Annotated in this window: 14 protein-coding genes and 1 pseudogene; 7 read left to right on the forward strand and 8 right to left on the reverse strand. The window is 67.9% G+C overall.

All coding sequences use genetic code 11. The annotated features are described in order from the left end of the window. Positions 1 to 49: 49 nt before the first annotated feature. From murJ to RF645_RS06120, 5 genes are all read left to right on the forward strand, one after another. On the forward strand, positions 50 to 1,705 hold the full coding sequence (murJ, locus tag RF645_RS06100; RefSeq protein WP_024289503.1) for a murein biosynthesis integral membrane protein MurJ: 1,656 nt from the start codon (positions 50 to 52) through the stop codon (positions 1,703 to 1,705). 108 nt (positions 1,706 to 1,813) lie between these two features. Beyond that, complete coding sequence (locus tag RF645_RS06105; protein ID WP_006214372.1) at positions 1,814 to 3,292, forward strand: hypothetical protein; 1,479 nt, start codon at positions 1,814 to 1,816, stop codon at positions 3,290 to 3,292. Positions 3,293 to 3,488: 196 nt separating this feature from the next. Beyond that, complete coding sequence (gene trxB, locus RF645_RS06110; RefSeq protein WP_006214373.1) at positions 3,489 to 4,514, forward strand: thioredoxin-disulfide reductase; 1,026 nt, start codon at positions 3,489 to 3,491, stop codon at positions 4,512 to 4,514. A gap of 46 nt (positions 4,515 to 4,560) precedes the next feature. Beyond that, on the forward strand, positions 4,561 to 4,887 hold the full coding sequence (gene trxA, locus RF645_RS06115) for a thioredoxin (protein ID WP_006214374.1): 327 nt from the start codon (positions 4,561 to 4,563) through the stop codon (positions 4,885 to 4,887). Positions 4,888 to 5,041: 154 nt separating this feature from the next. Then, a complete protein-coding gene (locus tag RF645_RS06120; RefSeq protein WP_368818767.1) occupies positions 5,042 to 6,256 on the forward strand; it encodes a peptidoglycan-binding protein in 1,215 nt (404 codons plus the stop codon). Positions 6,257 to 6,417: 161 nt separating this feature from the next. On the opposite strand, the gene RF645_RS06125 is transcribed toward RF645_RS06120, so the two are convergent. The 8 genes and pseudogenes from RF645_RS06125 to rpmH form a co-directional block, all read right to left on the reverse strand. Then, positions 6,418 to 7,557, reverse strand: coding sequence for a ParB/RepB/Spo0J family partition protein (locus RF645_RS06125; protein WP_235044733.1), 1,140 nt, complete (start codon positions 7,555 to 7,557; stop codon positions 6,418 to 6,420). 2,171 nt (positions 7,558 to 9,728) lie between these two features. Next, complete coding sequence (locus RF645_RS06130; RefSeq protein WP_368818768.1) at positions 9,729 to 10,589, reverse strand: ParA family protein; 861 nt, start codon at positions 10,587 to 10,589, stop codon at positions 9,729 to 9,731. A 297-nt stretch (positions 10,590 to 10,886) separates the two neighbouring features. Beyond that, positions 10,887 to 11,600 (reverse strand): 16S rRNA (guanine(527)-N(7))-methyltransferase RsmG, encoded by a 714-nt coding sequence (rsmG, locus tag RF645_RS06135; protein WP_285731132.1) that lies wholly within the window; start codon positions 11,598 to 11,600, stop codon positions 10,887 to 10,889. A 3-nt stretch (positions 11,601 to 11,603) separates the two neighbouring features. Further along, positions 11,604 to 12,257: pseudogene (locus RF645_RS06140) on the reverse strand (protein jag). Positions 12,258 to 12,332: 75 nt separating this feature from the next. Then, on the reverse strand, positions 12,333 to 13,469 hold the full coding sequence (yidC, locus tag RF645_RS06145; RefSeq protein WP_285731127.1) for a membrane protein insertase YidC: 1,137 nt from the start codon (positions 13,467 to 13,469) through the stop codon (positions 12,333 to 12,335). Continuing rightward, entirely contained in the window at positions 13,466 to 13,978 is a 513-nt protein-coding gene (yidD, locus tag RF645_RS06150; RefSeq protein WP_024289494.1) for a membrane protein insertion efficiency factor YidD, read from the reverse strand. Before yidD ends, yidC begins: the two co-directional genes overlap by 4 nt. Further along, a complete protein-coding gene (gene rnpA / locus RF645_RS06155; RefSeq protein WP_285731125.1) occupies positions 13,975 to 14,328 on the reverse strand; it encodes a ribonuclease P protein component in 354 nt (117 codons plus the stop codon). Before rnpA ends, yidD begins: the two co-directional genes overlap by 4 nt. Positions 14,329 to 14,415: 87 nt before the next feature. Next, the gene (gene rpmH / locus RF645_RS06160; protein WP_006214384.1) at positions 14,416 to 14,553 is read right to left on the reverse strand and encodes a 50S ribosomal protein L34; all 138 of its coding nucleotides are present in this window, start codon (positions 14,551 to 14,553) and stop codon (positions 14,416 to 14,418) included. Positions 14,554 to 15,076: 523 nt separating this feature from the next. Between rpmH and dnaA the strand changes: the two genes are divergently transcribed. Both dnaA and dnaN read left to right on the forward strand, forming a co-directional pair. Beyond that, complete coding sequence (gene dnaA / locus RF645_RS06165; protein WP_285731123.1) at positions 15,077 to 16,780, forward strand: chromosomal replication initiator protein DnaA; 1,704 nt, start codon at positions 15,077 to 15,079, stop codon at positions 16,778 to 16,780. Between the two features lie 721 nt (positions 16,781 to 17,501). Then, positions 17,502 to 18,626 (forward strand): DNA polymerase III subunit beta, encoded by a 1,125-nt coding sequence (dnaN, locus tag RF645_RS06170; protein ID WP_368818769.1) that lies wholly within the window; start codon positions 17,502 to 17,504, stop codon positions 18,624 to 18,626. Positions 18,627 to 18,635 lie beyond the last annotated feature (9 nt).

The following is an 18,635-nucleotide window of genomic DNA, read 5'->3' on the forward strand; positions in this document are numbered from 1 at the left end:
GGCCCAGCACGGGCCGCCCCCGGCGCCCGACGTCCTCGAAGGAGACCACGTGGCTCGATCCGGTGCCATGTCCAGCGCCATCATGGCCTCCGGCACGCTCGTCTCCCGGATCCTGGGCTTCGTCAAGACCATCCTCATCACGGTCGCGATCGGCTCGCTGACCTCGGTGGCGGACATCTTCCAGATCGCGAACAACCTGCCGAACTACATCTACGTGCTCGTGGCCGGCGGCGTGTTCAACGCGGTGCTGGTGCCCCAGGTGATCAAGGCCTCCAAGGCCTCCGCCGACGACGGCGCCGACTACATCTCCCGGCTGCTGACCCTGGCCGTGATCGCCCTGGCCGGGATCACGCTGGTCGTGGTGGCCTGCACCGTGCCGATCATCCGGGTCATGACCCAGGACTGGTCGGATCAGCAGCTGGCCCTGGGCGTCACGTTCGCCCTGTTCACGTTCCCGCAGATCTTCTTCTACGGCGTCTACACGGTCGTGGGCCAGGTGCTCAACGCCAAGGGCGCGTTCGGCTGGTACATGTGGGCGCCCGTCGTGAACAACATCGTGGCGATCGCCGGCCTGCTGATCTTCATCCGGCAGTTCGGCAGCTTCGCGGAGGCAGAGCACTCCCTCGAGTCCTGGACCAGCGCCCAGACCCTGCTGCTGGCCGGGGTCACGACCCTGGGCGTGGCACTGCAGGCTGTCGTGCTGTTCTGGCCCCTGCAGCGACTGGGCCTCGGGCTGCGCCCCAAGTTCGGCTGGCGCGGCATCGGGCTCTCCCAGGCGGCCAAGCTCTCCGTGTGGACGCTTGCCACGGGCGTCGTCGCCAACCTCGCCTTCCTGGCGCTGACCCGCACCGCCTCGATCCCCACGGGCTTCCGCGAGCAGTACCTGGAGATGGACCCGCCGCAGCACATCGCCGGCAGCGCGTCGCTGGACCAGGCGGCCATGCTCTACTCGCTGCCCCACGGCGTCATCGGCCTGTCGATCGCCACGGTCCTGTTCAACTCCATGGCAGCGGCCTCCGCCCAGGGCGACGACGAGACCCTCAAGGCCTCGCTGTCCCAGGCCCTGCGCTACTCGGGCATCGCCACGATCTTCTGCACGATGGCCATGATCGTGTTCGCCGGCCCGCTGGGCATGCTCTTCTCCGGCGGCGTCCCCGAGTCCGGTGCGGTGATCGGGCAGGTCTTCGCGGTGATCGCGATCGGCGCCCCGTTCATGACCACGGCGTTCATGCTCGGCCGCCTCTTCTACTCCCGCGAGGACGCGCGCACCCCGTTCATGGTCCAGCTGGCTGTCTCGATCCTCACGGTCGCGGCCGCGGTGATCATCAGCCAGACCATGCCTCCGCACCTGGTCGTCTTCGCCGTGGCCGCCTGCTACGCCGGGCAGAACATCCTGATGACGCTGCTGTACCACGTGATCGCGGTGCGCACGATCGGCGACTACCGCACCGCCGAGGTCATCGACACCCACATCCGCGCGATCGCCGCTGCTCTCGTCACCGCCGTCGCGGCGACCGTCGTCCTGTACGCCATGGGCGGCTGGGACCCCGAGGGCTGGCCGTGGTCCTCGCAGCTCAGCGCCATCGGCACCCTCGCCATCGGCGGTCTCGTCAGCGCTGTGATCTACCTGTTCATGCTCAAGGTGTTCAAGCTCAAGGAGCTGCCCGAGCTGATGGCCCCCCTCACGGCGCGCCTGCGCCGCTGAGGTCCTCATCGGCTCGCATGGACCCCCGAGTACACTGCGACTGACCCGCCGCTCCCTACCCCGTTCTGCCGCTGACTGCGGCGGACCCGCAGATCCACAGGAGACCTCGTGGCCCAGCCCATCAGCCTCGGCACCGTCCTGGGTGGTCGCTACATCGTCCTCGACGAGGTGCAGACCACTTCCGACGGCGATCACGTGCTCGGCGGCAAGGACCAGATCCTCGGCCGCGAGGTCACCATCCTCGTGCCGTCGGAGGCGCACACGGCCCGCGTGGTCGAGAACGCGCGCACCATGGCCATCGGCGCCGTGGATGCCGATCTGCACATCCTGGACCTCGGCCAGTCCGGAGCCACGCCCTACCTGGTGACCTCGTTCGCCGCTCCCGCGGTGCTGCTCGAGGAGCTGCTGGCCGAGCCGGGCACCGTGGACGACGACACCCTCTCCGACGACATCTTCGGCCGCCCCCGCTCCTCGAGCTCGGCCGGCGCCTACGTCCTCGACGACGGCGAGCCGGATGCCCCCGAGTACGAGGACACCGCCGAGCAGGACTTCGGGCGCTGGGACGATCAGGACGACATCGAGACGGCCCCGCCCGCGCCCAAGGTCGAGAAGCGCCTGGGCCGCCCCCGACGCGCCTCCGAGGCCTCGACCCGCGCCACGCTGTTCGACCGCGCCGCCGCGGGCCGCGGAACGGAGCCGCAGCAGCGCATGCAGTCGGCCAGCGGGTCGATCGACCCCAGCTACGACGGCGACAACCGCTTCGACTCCTACGAGTACGACTACCAGAGCGCCCCCGCCGGCGCGTCGCGGCCCAAGTCCGAGGAGCCCAGGTCCTCGCGGCGCTCCGGGGCCTCCTCGCGCTCGGGCGCTGCGGCTGCCGGGACGGGTGCGGCAGCCGCAGCTTCGTCGTCCAGCGGCGGCTCGTCCGCCGCGCGCGGCTCGAGCTCCTCGCGCTCCGGCCGCTCCGGGGGCAAGGGACGGCTCGCGCTGATCTTCGCGCTGCTCCTGCTGCTCATCCTCGTGGGCGCGGGCATCGTGTTCGGCGGACTCGGCAAGGTCTTCAACTCCGGGCAGGTCTTCGGCCCGGAGGAGGAGCCCTCCGCGTCGGCCTCGCCCACGGAGCAGGCGGTCCCCGCTCCCACCACCGTCACGCGCCTGGTCCCGGACGACCCCACTCTGATGGCCGATCAGGACGCCACCCTGAGCCAGGCCATCGACGGCGATCCCGAGACCTCCTGGGTCAGCTACGGCTTCTCCGCCGCGGACTACGGCCAGCTCGTGTCCTCCGTGGCCCTGGCGGTGCGCTTCGAGGAGTCCACCCCCATGCACGAGCTCACGATCCAGCAGACCAGCGGCACGGGCGGCTCCTTCACGGTCTACGCCGCGGACAGCCCGTCGCTCGACGGCGCAGAGGAGATCGGCCAGGGCTCCTTCGACGGCCCGGAGACCACCGTGGAGCTCTCCGACGAGGCCGCGCAGGACGATCACCCCTACCTGATCGTCCAGTGGACCGAGCTGCCGTCGCTCGAGGAGCCGATCGCCGACTACCCCTACGGTCTGCGCATCGCCGAGATCGAGGTCTCCTGAGCTCGCAGCTCATTCCAGCTTGCTGACACATCGTCAAGTCAAGTTGCCGCGGTTGCCGGAATAGTTCCTGCTGTCCCCTGGTTATGCGGGCAGACGACGGATCGCAGCGCCTGTCACACGCGCACGATCCGCACCCGGTCCGCCCGGCAGCCGTCGGACCGCAAGCACCGCACACGAAGGAAGAAGGACCGCGAACGTGAGCCCAGACTTCAGCCCCGCGATCAGCCTCGACCTCTCCTCGAGCACCCCGGAGACGTCCGCGGCGCAGTCCGTGGCTGCCGATCCGAGCGCCACGGTGCACGACGTCGTCATCGTGGGCTCGGGGCCGGCGGGCTACACCGCCGCCATCTACGCAGCGCGCGCGAACCTCAAGCCCATCGTGCTCGCCGGCTCGGTCACCGCCGGCGGCGAGCTCATGAACACCACCGAGGTCGAGAACTTCCCGGGATTCCAGGACGGCATCCTGGGCCCCGAGCTCATGGGCACCATGCAGGCCCAGGCCGAGCGCTTCGGCGCCGACGTCCGCTACGAGGACGCTCTGTCGCTGAAGCTCGAGGGCGACATCAAGGAGATCACGGTCGAGGGCGGCGAGGTCCTGCGGGCCAAGGCCGTCATCCTGGCCACCGGCTCCGCCTACCGCGAGCTCGGCCTGGAGGACGAGAAGCGGCTGTCCGGCCACGGCGTCTCCTGGTGCGCGACCTGCGACGGCTTCTTCTTCCGCGAGCAGAACATCGCCGTGGTGGGCGGCGGAGACTCCGCGATCGAAGAGGCCACGTTCCTGACCAAGTTCGCCTCCAAGGTCACGATCATCCACCGCCGCGACGAGTTCCGCGCTTCCGAGATCATGCAGCAGCGCGCCTTCGAGGACCCCAAGATCGAGATCCTCTGGAACAAGGAGGTCATCGGCATCTCGGGCGAGTCCAAGGTCGAGGAGCTGACCCTGCGAGACACCGTCACGCAGGAGGCCTCCGCGCTTCCGGTGACCGGCCTGTTCGTGGCGATCGGCGCCGATCCCCGCACCGGCCTGTTCGCAGACCAGCTCGCGATCGATCCCGACGGCACCGTCCAGGTCGACGGCCGCTCGTCCCGGACCTCGCTGCCGGGCGTCTTCGCCGCCGGCGACGTCCTGGATCCCACCTACAAGCAGGCCATCACGGCCGCCGGCTCCGGCTGCGCCGCGGCGATCGACGCCGGGCACTACCTGGACGCCCGCGCCGGCTGATCCCAGGCCCTCCCACAGACCCTCACCACCCCAGAAGGAGCACACCATGAGCAACGCAGCAGCCGTCAACGAGTCCGACTTCGAGGCCGAGGTCCTCCAGTCCGACAAGCCCGTCATCGTCGATTTCTGGGCCGAATGGTGCGGCCCCTGCCGCATGGTCGGCCCGGTCCTGGACTCGATCGCCGAGGAGCACGACTCCGTGAAGGTCGTGAAGGTCAACGTCGACGACAACCAGGCCATCGCCGCCAAGTACGGCATCACGTCCATCCCGGCCGTGTACGTCTTCAACAACGGCGAGGTGGCCAAGCAGTCCATCGGCGCCAAGCCCAAGTCAGCTCTCGAGAAGGAGTTCGCCGAGTTCCTCGGCGCCTGATTCGCTCACTTGCCGAACGGCCCCCGGAAGCCCGCCATCGCGGGGGCTTCCGGGGGCCGTTCGGGTGCCTCTTCCCGCTGGTGAGATGCACACACGCACCGAGTGCCTCTAGTATTCAAGGAATTTCCCTCGTTCCCGACTCCGTAAGGTCTCCATGTCCGACTCCTCTGCCGCCTCCCTGGGCCGCGGCCACAGCGACCGCCGCGTACGGGTCCTGCGCGAGCGACTCGTGCGCGCCGGCCAGCTGCCCCAGGACACCGACCTGGACGGCCCTCAGGCCACCGAGTTCGACGCCGCCCTGGAGACGGCGGTCAGGGCCTTCCAGCAGAGCCGGGGACTGATCGTCGACGGCGTGGTGGGCCCGGAGACCGAACGGCGCCTCAGCGAGGCCCAGTACACCCTGGGGGACCGTCCGCTGCAGTGGGACCGCCAGGAGCCCATGCGGGGCGACGACGTGGAGCGCCTCCAGCACAATCTGTCCCTCCTCGGTCTGTACTACGGCCATCTCAACGGCGCGTTCGAGGAGAAGACCCACCTCGCCGTGCTGGAGCTGCAGCAGAGCCTGGGACTGGAGCGCAGCGGCCGAGTGGATCACCGCACCATCGAGGCCCTGGCCCGGATCAACAAGAACATCACGAACTCCAAGGCGTTCTCTCTGCGCGACTTCCACAATCTGGAGTCCGCCAACGGCGCAGTGCGCTCGCACCGCATCATCCTGGTGCCCAGCGCCATGATCGGGGAGCACCCCAGCCCTGCGGAGGCTCCCCCTGCGGATCGGCAGCGCAGTCGGGACCTCTCCTTGGATGTCGCAGCTCGTGCCCACGAGCTGCTCGCCGACATCGGCGCACATCCCGTCGTCGTCTCCGATCAGCCGCTCCAGGCCGCCGACGGCACGGTGATCGAGACTCCCGGCACCCTGGATGAGGCCCTCGAGGGCGTGCGCCAGCCCGTGGTCGTCGTGCTCGGATGCGATTGGAACCGCTCGGAGAAGGCCAGCGGCATGGCCTCGTACTTCTGGGGGAATTCCGGCGCCGAGCAGGACGCCCTCTCCCCGATCGGCCAGCGCGGCGCCTCGCTGATCCAGCGCGAGATGGTCGCACGCACGGGTGCACTGGATCTGGGCTGCCATGGCCGTCAGTGGATCGTCCTGCGCACCACGCCTGCGCCCACGATCTACCTGGACATGGGCTACCTCTCCAACCCCGGGGAGTCCGAGGATCTGGAGCGGGGGGAGTACCGAGCGCATATCGCTCAGGCGATCGCCGTGGGCCTGCAGCGCATGTTCGCGCAGTCCTCCCAGGATCACCCCACAGGGACGCTCAGCACCTCGGATATCGCTCGAGAGCTGGCACGACGACCCAAGGCCTGACCTCCTCCAGAGCGACGAAGAGCCCCTTTATGTGACGTACATCACATAAAGGGGCTCTTCTGCGTGTTCAGCGCTGTACCAGACGGTCAGGGAGCGAGGCGGTGCCGCACCCCGCCCGGAGCTGTCGTCACGACCGATCTGGGCGAGGTGCCAGCAGGCGCTCAGTCCTCCTGAGCCGCATCCTGCGTCTGCGGATCCAGCACCGAGATGATGCGATTGAGATCCTCGACGGAGGCGAACTCGATCGTCATCCGCCCCTTGCGGGCACCCAGGTTGATCTTCACGCTGGTGTCCAGCTTGTCGGAGAAGGCGTCGGCGATATAGTCCAGACGCTCCCTGTGTCGCTCCTGGGCCCTGGCCGCGGGTCGACGCCCCGGCTTGCCGCGCTTGGACAGCGATGCTGCCTCCTCAGCAGCGCGCACCGACATGCCTTCAGCAACAATGCGCTGGGCCAGCCGCTCCATCTCGGCAGGATCCTCCAGCGCCAGCAACGCACGAGCATGGCCGGCCGAGAGCACACCTGCCGCCACCCGGCGCTGAACCAGCGGTGGCAGGCGCATCAGACGCAGCGTGTTGGAGATCTGCGGACGGGAGCGCCCGATGCGTCGAGACAGCTCCTCCTGAGTGGCCCCGAACTCCTCGAGCAGCTGCTGATACGCCGCAGCCTCTTCCAGAGGGTTCAGCTGGCTGCGATGCAGGTTCTCCAGCAGTGCATCGCGCAGGAGGTCATCATCTGCGGTGTCGCGGACGATGGCGGGCACGGTGTCGAGGCCCGCGCGCTGAGTGGCCCGCCAACGGCGCTCACCCATCACCAGCTCGTAGGGCTGACCGTCCGGCTCTCGGGACGGCCGGACGACGATCGGCTGAAGGACTCCGAGCTCGCCGATGGAGTAGGCGAGCTCCGCGAGCTCGTCCTCGTCGAAGACCTGACGCGGCTGCTTCCGGTTGGGGTGGATGCTGCCCACGGGGACTTCCGCGAACACCGCGCCGGGGACTGAGGCGAGGTCCGACGTGTCGGGATCCGCAGGCAGTTCCGCAGCGGTCGCAGGGGTTTCCGCGGCTACGGCATCTGGCTCGACGCCTTCCGCGTTAGCCCCCGACGTTCCACGTGAAACATCAGCCGTCCGATCAGCGTCCGTCGCGCCCTCTGAGGGCTCGGTGACGGAAGTGTGCACCTCCGTGGTGGCGTCCGAGGCGGCGGGAGCAGCCGACTGCACGGACTCCTGCTGATCCGAGGCCTCGTCCGGAGAATCGGCAGATTCCGCTGATTCCGCGGACGAGGGAGTAGGGGTGAAGAACATGTCGGACGGGCGGCCGCTTCCTCCGCGGTTCTGCAGGGCTGCCCCCATATCCATCCGGGACTTCATGGCGCTCTGTCGAGCACTGGCCGAGACCGGGCGGCGACGGCCGCCCGTTCCACGTGAAACGGACGATGTCGTCTCCTCCGCAGAACCGCTCGACTCGGCGTGCTTGGGGTCCACCGCAATCGCCTTCGCATCCGCCTCGGAGACGGCGGCCCCGGCCGCAGTCGTCGCTCCGTTCCCCTTCTTCTTTGAGGACTTGGGGGCGGTGGAGGCCTTTCCACTCCGCGAGGCGGCAGTTCCAGACTTCGAGGACGCTCGTGTCGCCGCTCCGGTCTTGGAGCGAGCCCCCTTGGGAGACGACGACTTGGACTCCTCAGGCTGGGGTGCTCCCGTCCCGGAACGTGCAGCCTCCGACTTGACTCGCCCAGGTCGATCCGTACGGGAGTCGTTGCTCTCCGTCGCATCGGACGCATTCACCGCTGCGGTATCAGCTGCGACGGTCGACACCGACTGCGCTGCCGCGCTACCGGCCGGCGGCGCCTCTGTACCCCCAGCGTCGTTTCTCTGGACACTCGACTCCGAAGACGGCTTCTCGACAGGTGCACTGGGAATCAGGGCTCCGAGGCCTCTACCGAGCCCCCTCTTGCGCTCCGCCATGGACAACACTCCTCTACTGGACGACCCGGACAGTCTACGGAGCATCGACAGAGATTCGCGCGTTTCACGTGGAACCACCCGGAGTTCCGGGCCGAATTGTGACTGATCTGGCCTTGCTGGACGCATTCCAGTCGCGAAGGCATGGTCTTCGCGGCCGTTCCACGTGAAACATCGAGCGCCCCTGGACGCTATCCACTCCCGAAGCGGACTGCATCTGACGGTCTGGTGTTCGTTTCACGTGGAACATCGCTCAGTCACAAGGCCGTCCACGCGCACGTCCCGAATAGAATCCAGGAATTTCGCCGCGACTGTTACGACGTTGAAGACACGCGCCCATCAGCCGACTAGTCGTCCAGACAGTGCCCTAGGGGGCCATTCCCACAGCGTTCCACGTGAAACATCACGGCATGCGTACGCCCATTGCGCAGTCGGTACGAGGAGGACGTCACGCATCCTGCATTCCGTCCAAGTCCATGGCGTGTGCGCCTCACCCCTGAATCACCTCTACGTGCTGCAGCCGGTCTCCGTCTCCGGAGCGTGGATCGCGTGGATCACCCGCATGTCGCCTCGTACCGCACACCGGCCGGTGTATGCCCTTTGGCCCTCGCGTACCAGTGAGCTGACTACCGCGCGCAGAGCCTGGCTTTCAGAGCCGTGGCCTTCGGCCCTTGGCCTCCGCTCTGGACACAGATCATCGCATCTCGTGAGCTGCTACGGGTTGATGAGACCCGGCCTCAGTCCTGACAACGCTCGCACAGTAGGTTGTCTCAGTTCGCATGGCATCGTCGCCACACAGGGGCAGCACTTGTCCCATGATCAATGGTGCCCTCGCCTGGCGGCATGGCCAGCATGTACGGTGACTCGCCTTCGCGGTCCCGCCGCGCACTGCGGAGACTCTCGCCGTCGCGATGCGCTCCGCAGCACCCGCCAATCGAGGCACGGAGAGCAGACGGACACCAGAGACAGTGCGTTCCACGTGAAACATGGACTCGCGCACTGGCCGAAGACGGCCACCATGCCACCGACGAGCCGTCGAGGGTCCTGACGTCGGATCCAGTCGTCAGCTGGACCTCTTTCCTTAGCGTTTCTCACGTTCCTTAATGCGTCGCCCATCGCGCGCTGCAGAGCAGGGCATGCCGAGGCGTCTCCCAAGGGAAGAGCTTTTCCGCCTCTCACATGATCGCTGTGTGCCCTGGGACGACGGACAGCGGGCAAGACCCGGAGTTCGTCGGAGTCATCGGGGTCCGATTCCTCCTGCGCTTCCTCGGACAGCCGTCTCGCATGGACGACCGCCGACGCCCCTCGCCACCTTGAGTCAAAGACCGTACGGAGAAGGTCGAACCGCACGTTCCACGTGAAACACGCCGACAGAAGACGAGCGGGAGCAGTCGACATCCGCCGGCCGACGATGACAGCACCGTCTCCCTCTTGCAAGAGCTGGAATGACTACGGGCCCCGTTCCACGTGGAACGGGGCCCGCTTGGACCTGCAGAGCCTGCCCGATCAATGGATCACTTGCTCTTCGGCACGCCTCGCGCGGCGATCTCAGCGGCTGCCTCGAGATAGGACAGAGCGCCCGTGGACTGCGGATCGTAGTTCAGCACCGACTGCTGATAGCTCGGCGCCTCGGAGATCCGCACGGACCGGGGGATCATGGTCTCCAGCACCTGCTCCGGGAAGTGCGCCCGCACCTCATCCGCCACCTGGGAGGACAGGTTGGTACGGCCGTCATACATGGTCATGAGGATGGTGGACACGACCAGATCCGGGTTGAGGTGCTTCTGGATCATCTCGATGTTGCCCAGCAGCTGGCTCAGGCCCTCGAGCGCGTAGTACTCGCACTGGATGGGGATCAGGACCTCGCTGGCGGCCACGAAGGCGTTGATGGTCAGCAGGCCGAGGCTGGGCGGGCAGTCGATGAAGACGTAGTCGAGACGCTCCAGGCCCTGCTCCTCACGAGCCTCGGCGTACTGGTCCAGAGCACGGCACAGCCTCTGCTCGCGCGCCACCATGGACACGAGCTCGATCTCTGCACCGGCCAGGTCGATGGTCGCCGGCGCCACCACGATCCGATCGGACTCGGGGGAGGGCGCGACCACCTGAGCCAGCTCCATCTCATCGACGAGGACGTCGTAGACGCCGTCGACCTCCGAGCTGTGCGGCACGCCCAGGGCGGTGGAGGCATTGCCCTGCGGATCGTTGTCGACCACCAGGACGTTGAGACCCTGCTTGGCCAGGCCCACTGCCAGGTTGACGGCGGTGCTCGTCTTGCCCACGCCGCCCTTCTGGTTGCTGACCGTGATCACACGAGTGCGCTCAGGTCGCTGAAGCTGCACGTGCTCGAGTCGGCGACGTCGCTGATTCTCTTCCACGAGCTTCCTTCCGAGGGGGGTGTCTCCCGCGCCTTGTGCGGCGGCTGTCGCGCCGGCGTCCTGTCCTGCAGTCAACCGCGATCCGCGGTCCGGCTGCACTGCCGAATCCTGCGAGACCGGATCAGGGGGAAGACCGAAGTCATAGCCGTGAGGCCTGTCGTTCTGGGTCATCACGTCGCCTTCCTCGGTCTGATGTGACCTGCATCACATTACATGTCGCGGCCGCTGAGGGCCGGTCCCACACTACCCAAGACCCTTCTCCGGACCGTCGATCGAGGTCAGCGCCTCGAGACCGATTCAGAGGACGACTCGTACCACGGTGGTCGGCTCCTCGAGCAGCTCAGAGCCCAGGGTGAGCACCTCGGTCTGCGCGACGCGGTGCCGCTTGAGCTGCTTGCGTGCCTTATCGATCTCCTGCTGCGCCGACCGGCCCTTGAGCGCGAGCAGCTCACCGGAGCCCTGCAGCAGCGGAAGCGTGAAGTCCAGCAGACCGCCGAGCGCGGAGACAGCGCGGGCCGTGACCACGGCCGGCGCGGAACCGCCCGGCAGCTCTTCGACCTGCTCGCCGCGCGCACGAAGGACCTGCACGTTCTCGAGCTGCAGATCCTGGACGATCTCGTTCAGCCAGGTCACGCGGCGCTCGAGCGGCTCGATCAGCGTGAGCTCCAGATCGGGGCGTGCGATCGCCAGGCACAGCCCGGGAAGTCCCGCCCCGGAGCCCACATCGGCCACACGGGCGTCCTGCGGGATCAGTTCCTCCACCACGGCGCAGTTCAGGACGTGACGTCCCCACAGCCGCGGAGCCTCACGCGGACCGATCAGTCCGCGCACGATGCCCGATGAGGCAAGGTGCTCCACATAGCGCTGGGCTAGCTCGAGCCGGTCGCCGAACAGGCTCTGCGCGGCCTCGGCCTCACGCCCCTGCAGCTCGGGAGCCGGCTGGGCGACGGCGCCGTCGGACTTCGCCTGGCCGCTGCGATCAGAGCGTTCGCCTGGGTGCTGCTCCGTCATGCCTCAGCCGTTCGCCGAGACCACGATGTGGCGTCCGGGGCCCTCGCCCTCCGACTCGGAGTGCATGCCCTCCTCCGCCACGACGTCGTGCACGATCTTGCGCTCGTAGGGGCTCAGCGGGTCCAGGTGCACCGGCTCGCCGGAGTCCCGCACGCTCTGCACGGCACGACGGGCCAGCTCGCGCAGCTGCTCGGCACGGGCCAGCCGGTGCCCGGCGATATCGAGCACCAGCCGGCTGCGCTACTCCGTGCCGGCCAGCACGGCCAGCCGCACGAGCTCCTGGAGAGCCTCGAGCACCTCTCCGTCCTTGCCGACGAGCATGTCGAGTCCGTCGTCGCCCTCCTCCTCCGTCACCACGGAGAGGTAGGTGCGGCCGTTGCGGACCTCGATGTCGATGTCGCCGTCCAGGTCGGCGAGATCCAGCAGCTCCTCGAGGTAGTCCGCAGCGACTTCGCCCTCCTCCACGAGGGGGTCGAGCTCGTCGTCATCCTGGTCGCTCTGCTCGGCAGAGGCCGCAGCGGCCTCGTCGCCCTGCGGGACGTCCACACCGGCGACGACCGCCGAGGCGTCGACCTTCTGACCGGGCTCCAGGTCCTGGATCTGCACGCCCTCGGGCGCGGAGTCCTGAGCCTGCTCGCTGTGCTGGTTCTCGCTCATTCGTCTCTCCTGACGGAAGTGGTGCAGCAGCCGTCTCGACAGTATGACCCGAGCGGCGCCCTGAGAGGACCGGTCTCAGGACCCGGACTTCCCCTTGCCCTTGCCGGACTTCTTGCCGCCCGACGAGCCCTTGGAGATCGGCGACGACGAACCGGTGGTCGGCTCCCCGTTGATCACCGGCCCCTGAGCCTTCTCCGGCTGCTGGACATCGTCCTGGCCGGTCTCGAGCGGGCCCTGGCCCTTGATGCCCTTGGCCTTCTGGCGCTTCTTGCTCATGGGCTGCTGACGCTGACCGGCGGCAGCCTTGGCGCGAGCCTCCTCGATCTCGGCCTGGTGCTCCTCCTTGGTCTTGCCGACCGGGGGAAGGCCCTTGGCCTCGCGGCGCTCGTTGAGCTCGCGCTCGGCCTGCGAGCCGGGAGTGGGGTTGTTGCGGATGACCCAGTACTGCTGGCCCATGGACCACAGGTTGGAGACGGTCCAGTAGATCAGCACGCCGATCGGGAAGTTGATGCCCGTGATGAGGAAGATGATCGGGAAGATGTAGATGATCATCTGCTGCTGGCGGTACATCGGAGAGTTCTTGGTGGCCTCCGAGACGTTCTTGGACGCCAGCTGCTTCTGCGAGATGAACATGGTGACCGTCATGGCCACCACCAGCAGGGCCGCGATGATGATCGTGGCGGTGTGGTTGCCGTCGCCGGGCGAGCGCAGCGTGGAGAACAGCGGGGCGCCGAACAGGGTGCCGTCGTAGAACTGGTGGATCTTGTCCGAGGACAGGACCAGGATCCCCTCGTCCCGCTCGGCAGCGCCGGTCACGCCGTTGAGCACCTGGAACAGGCCGAAGAAGATCGGCATCTGGGCGATGATCGGCAGGCAGGAGGCCAGGGGGTTGACCCCGTGCTCCTTGTACAGGGCCATCTGCTCCTGGGCCATGGCCTGGCGCGAGACCTGGTCCTTCTTGCCCTTGTACTTGGCCTGCAGCTTGGCCATCTGCGGCTGGATCTCCTGCATGCCGCGCATGGAGCGGATCTGGCGCAGGAACAGCGGGATGGTCAGGGTTCGCATGACCAGGGTCAGGCCCACGATGGCCAGGACCCAGGTCCATCCGCTCGCCGCATCCAGCCCGATGAGGGTGAACAGCTCGTGGAAGAGCCACAGGACCGCCGAGACGACCCATTTGAAGGGCCAGAGGATGATGTCGAAGATGTTCATCGTGAGGAAGCTCCTTGAGCCGTCTGCGCGGCAGCCGGGTCTGCGCCGTGCTGGCGCGCGGACGTGGTCTCGTGTGCCGGATCGCGGGGTGTCAGCACGGCTGCGCGATCGGCGGGTGTGGGGTGGTTGAGCAGGATGATCCGCGGCAGCTCGGTCTCCGAGGAGAACCGGCGGCCGCCCTGCGGCACCCTGTCGATTCCGCCCGCCGCCCAGGGATGGCACCTGAGCAGTCGTCGCACGGTCAAACCTAGGCCCCGGACCGCCCCGTGGCGAACCACGGACTCGAGGCCGTAGGCCGAGCAGGTGGGGAAGTGCCTGCAGACGTCCCCGTAGAGCGGGGAGATCAGCATGCGGTAGAGCTTCAGACCCGCGATGATCAGGTTCTGCGGCAGCAGCCACACCGCCTGGACCGCACCCCGAGGGCGCACGAAGTCCGACGGTGCCTGCTCCCAGAGCTGCTCCTCATCCAGGACAGGATGCTGATGGCCGAGGCCCTGCGCGGTGCTCATGCCGGCACCTCGGCCTTCCTCGCGGCCTTGCGCCAGGCGGATTCCCAGTCCCGCCGCAGCTCGGCGAAGTCGGCCTCTGCCGAGGCGGGCAGGGCCCGCACCACGACGTCGAAGCCGGCTGGGCTGCCCTGGATCGTCATCCCGACGAGCTCCCGCAGCCGCCGCTTCACGAGATTGCGGCAGACCGCATTGCCGACCCGCTTGGATACCACGAAGCCCGCCCGGGACGGCTGGTCCCCGGACGTGGCGCGCACATAGACGACGACGTTCCGGCGCCCCTGTCGGGCACCGGAACGTGTGGTCGCTGCGAAGTGCGTGGAGGTGCGCATCCTGTGCTGTGCGGGAAGCACGCGCTCACCCCTTCGGTCTCGGCGGCGTCTGCGGACCGGGGCTCTGCTGAGCAGAGGCCGTCGGATCCGCGAGGGCGACGAGAGGGCTCAGGCAGAGAGGGAGGCGCGGCCCTTGGCGCGGCGCGCCGAGAGGATGCCGCGGCCGGCGCGGGTGCGCATGCGGGCGCGGAAGCCGTGCTTCTTGGCGCGACGACGGTTGTTCGGCTGGAACGTGCGCTTGCTCATTGATCTTCTCCGGATGCAGGACGGGCGTGCCCCTGCCCTGTGCGGATCCGGCGCACGCTGCCCGTGCAGAGCACGAGCGCGCAGCAGGCCGTCCGCCTGAGGAAGGGGTCCACCGCTGTGGTGGTCGATGGCTGTGCCGCCGCGAGGCGCATGGCGCCGGGCGCAGGTCAGACACAGGACTGATCGATTGTAGGCGCGGCGAGTGGGACGGTCAACCGAACCGTCGGTGACCGCCTCTCGCCCACATGCTGTGCACGTCTTCCGGAAATTCCTGTGGATAACCGGATCCCCGTCCTTGCCAGCAACGGTGCGCTCTCGCTCGTGTAACTACACGATTGTAGTTCTTTTCGGCCCCGATCGGGGCTAGGTCGGGGCTTCGAACGTGCTCTACGCTGAACCCTCGCGCTCGACCCCCGAGCCGCTGTCCACCGCTGTGAACAACTCTGTGGATGACCGGTCGCGAGCGCACCCGGGCACCCGCCCGGAGCCGACATCGCCCCCGAATCCCGGAGTCCCCGCCACTGTGAGTCCTCAGCAGAATCCGGAGCTCGACGCCCGTTGGGCCGAATGCGTCCGCGCCATGACCGAGGACCCGCAGATCTCCCCGCGCCACCGCGGCTTCCTGCGCCTGGCCAAGCCCCGGGGCCTCATGGGCACCACGCTGCTGATCGCCGTGCCGAACGAGCTGACCCGCGAGGTCCTGCAGTCCAAGATCGCGCCGGCCTTCAACCAGGCCGTCACGAACTCCTTCGGCAAGGACACCCTGGTCGCACTCGTGGTGGACACCGACCTGGAGGAGGTCTCCGAGCAGGAGATCGAGTCCGCATCCCGGGCCTCGCTGCCGCCGCTGAGCGAGCTCGAGGCCGAGCGCGGCCACACCGCTCCGCCGGCTGCCCAGGAGGAGACCGAGCAGGACTCGCTGTCCACCACGAGCTCCGAGTACTCCGGGGCCGTGAACACCTTCCGCTCGCCGTCGCCGCGACCGGCGGCGCCGCGGCCCTCCGCACCGGAGCCGGCCCGACGCCCCCTGCCCGAGCAGCCCGCGCCGCAGGACACCGCCTCCGCGCAAAGCACCGGCGAGGCCGCAGTCGAGGAGACCGGCCCTCAGGACACCTTCGTCCCCGCCGCTGCCCCGGGCCGCTCGGCTGCGGAGGACCACGGCACGGCCGGTGCGGCCTCGGCCGAATGGGATTCGAGCGCTCGGCTGAACCCCAAGTACGTCTTCGAGTCGTTCGTCATCGGCCAGTCCAACCGCTTCGCCCACGCGGCGGCCTTCGCGGTCTCCGAGACGCCGGCCAAGGCATATAACCCGCTGTTCATATACGGGGATTCAGGGCTCGGCAAGACCCACCTGCTGCACGCGATCGGGCACTACGCCAAGCGGCTCTACCCCGGCATCGCGGTGCGCTACGTGAACTCGGAGGAGTTCACCAACGACTTCATCAACTCGATCCGCGACGACGAGGGCTCCTCCTTCAAGGAGATCTACCGCAACGTCGACATGCTGCTGATCGACGACATCCAGTTCCTGGCGGGCAAGGAGCACACGCAGGAGGAGTTCTTCCACACCTTCAACGCGCTGCACAACCACGAGAAGCAGATCGTGATCACCTCCGATCTGCCGCCCAAGCAGCTCACGGGATTCGCCGATCGCATGCGCTCGCGCTTCGAGTGGGGACTGATCACCGACGTCCAGCCGCCCGAGCTCGAGACCCGCATCGCCATCCTGCGCAAGAAGGCCGATGCCGACGGCACCCAGGCCCCGCCCGAGGTCCTGGAGTACATCGCCTCGCACATCTCCACGAACATCCGCGAGCTCGAGGGCGCCCTCATCCGCGTCACGGCCTTCGCCTCCCTGAACAAGCAGGACGTGGACCTGCCCCTGGCCGAGCTCGTGCTCAAGGACCTGATCACCGACGACGACGGCGAGATCACCGCCGCCACGATCCTGGGGCAGACGGCCGCCTACTTCGACATCTCGCTGGACGAGCTGAAGTCCAAGTCCCGCACGCGCACGCTGGTCACGGCCCGGCAGATCGCCATGTACCTGCTGCGCGAGCTCACGGACATGTCCCTGCCCAAGATCGGACAGGAGCTCGGCGGCCGCGACCACACCACGGTCATGCACGCCGATCGCAAGATCCGGACGCTGATGGCCGAGCGCCGGCAGATCTTCAACCAGGTCACCGAGCTCACCAACCGGATCAAGCAGCAGCGCCACAGCTGATCTGCAGCGCAGCCCATGCGCTGCGCTCTGCCTCATCCCTTCAGGCCCCGGGCCCGCACGAGCGGACCCGGGGCCTGCGTCGATCTCCGGTCATCCACAGGACGGCGCGGCGCGGATGCGGGCTGCGAAACCCGTTCTCCACAGCTGTGGGAAGCCCTGTGGACAGGCTGTGCACGACACGATTCCACCGGTTGTGGACAGCGCTGTGGAGAGAACCGCGATCGCGGTGGACAGTCGAGGCAGATCCGGGGATCGGCCTGTGCACGGGCCCGGAATGACAAGAATGTGATTACACAGGCACGGGGCGGTCCGTGGATGGCGGTGCACAGCCGACCCACAGCCATGATCCGCGCCAGATCAGCCGATCAGGGTTTTTTCCACAAGATCCACAGCGGTTATGAACACTACTGTCCATTAATACCTCCCGCCGGACAACGAATGCCCTGACCCCCGATCCGGACCCGGCGAGCTCGTGTAATTACACGTTCAGCCGCACCGAGAGCTGTTCGCTGCCTGCCTCGAGCAGGTCACGGGGCTCCGCACCTCCAGGATTCTTGGAATTACAGAAACCCGGATCCACCGAAGCGCCGCTGCGACTCCCCGGTCTGCTCCGGCAGATGGCACAGGGCACAGCGCGCCGATAGCATGCTGTCGTCGTCTGTCCGGACCTCCGCACCGGACGCCGCGCGGACGACATCTGCGAACGAAAGGCGCCCCCACCGTGAAGTTCTCCGTCGAACGCGACGTTCTGGCCGAGGCCGTGACCTGGACCGCCCGATCGCTGTCCCCTCGCCCGCCCGTCCCGGTGCTCTCCGGTCTGCTTCTCAAGGCGGAGAACGGGCAGGTCTCCCTGGCCGGATTCGACTACGAGATCTCCTCTCGGGTCTCGATCGACGCCCAGATCGAGGAGGAGGGCACCGCTCTGGTCTCCGGCCGCCTGCTGGCAGACATCTGCCGCTCGCTGCCCTCGGCTCCCGTGGACGTCATCACGGATGACGGCAAGCTGACGCTGATCTGCCGCTCGTCTCGGTTCAACCTGGCGGCCATGCCCGTGCAGGACTACCCCGAGCTGCCCGGCCTGCCCGAGGTCTCAGGCGTCATCGACGGCGCTGAGTTCGCCCAGGCCGTCGCGCAGGTCAACATCGCCGCCTCCAAGGACGACACCCTGCCGATCCTCACCGGCGTCCGGATCGAGATCGACGGCGAGCGGATGACCCTGCTGGCCACCGACCGCTACCGCCTGGCCATGCGCGAGCTCACCTGGCGCCCCAACAGCAGCTCGCTGCAGACGGCTGCGCTGATCAAGGCCAAGACGCTCAACGACGTCGCCAAGACCCTCGGCCCGGCCGGTGAGCTGAACCTCGCCCTGTCGGACAGCACGGAGCTGGTGGGCTTCGAGTCCGGCGGCCGCCGCACCACCTCGCTGCTGATCGACGGCGAGTACCCCAAGATCCGCTCGCTGTTCCCCGAGTCCACGCCCATCACCGCCTCGGTGCGCACCTCCGAGCTGGTGGAGGCCGTGCGCCGCGTGTCCCTGGTGGCCGAGCGCAACACCCCGGTCCGTCTGGCCTTCACGGACGGCCAGGTGGCCCTGGATGCCGGCACCGGCGAGGACGCCCAGGCCTCCGAGGTCATCGAGGCCAACCTCCAGGGCGAGGACATCACCGTCGCCTTCAATCCCACGTACCTCTCGGAGGGCCTGCACGCCTTCCACTCCGAGTACGTGCGCTTCTCCTTCACCGCTCCGCCCAAGCCGGCAGTGCTCTCGGCGCAGAAGGAGCAGGACGGGGACGACGACGTCGCCTACCGGTACCTGCTGATGCCGGTCCGCCTCCCCAGCTCCTGAGCCCCGGAC

The sequence above is a fragment of the Kocuria sp. CPCC 205260 genome (assembly GCF_040981045.1).
Lineage (GTDB): Bacteria > Actinomycetota > Actinomycetes > Actinomycetales > Micrococcaceae > Kocuria > Kocuria palustris.

Excerpts from the sequence above, each read along its gene's own strand:
- trxA (WP_006214374.1), top strand. The coding sequence starts at position 4,561 with ATGAGCAACGCAGCAGCCGTCAACGAGTCCGACTTCGAGGCCGAGGTC.
- RF645_RS06120 (WP_368818767.1), top strand. The coding sequence starts at position 5,042 with ATGTCCGACTCCTCTGCCGCCTCCCTGGGCCGCGGCCACAGCGACCGC.
- RF645_RS06125 (WP_235044733.1), bottom strand. The coding sequence starts at position 7,557 with ATGTTCTTCACCCCTACTCCCTCGTCCGCGGAATCAGCGGAATCTGCC.
- rsmG (WP_285731132.1), bottom strand. The coding sequence starts at position 11,600 with ATGACGGAGCAGCACCCAGGCGAACGCTCTGATCGCAGCGGCCAGGCG.
- yidC (WP_285731127.1), bottom strand. The coding sequence starts at position 13,469 with ATGAACATCTTCGACATCATCCTCTGGCCCTTCAAATGGGTCGTCTCG.
- yidD (WP_024289494.1), bottom strand. The coding sequence starts at position 13,978 with ATGAGCACCGCGCAGGGCCTCGGCCATCAGCATCCTGTCCTGGATGAG.
- rpmH (WP_006214384.1), bottom strand. The coding sequence starts at position 14,553 with ATGAGCAAGCGCACGTTCCAGCCGAACAACCGTCGTCGCGCCAAGAAG.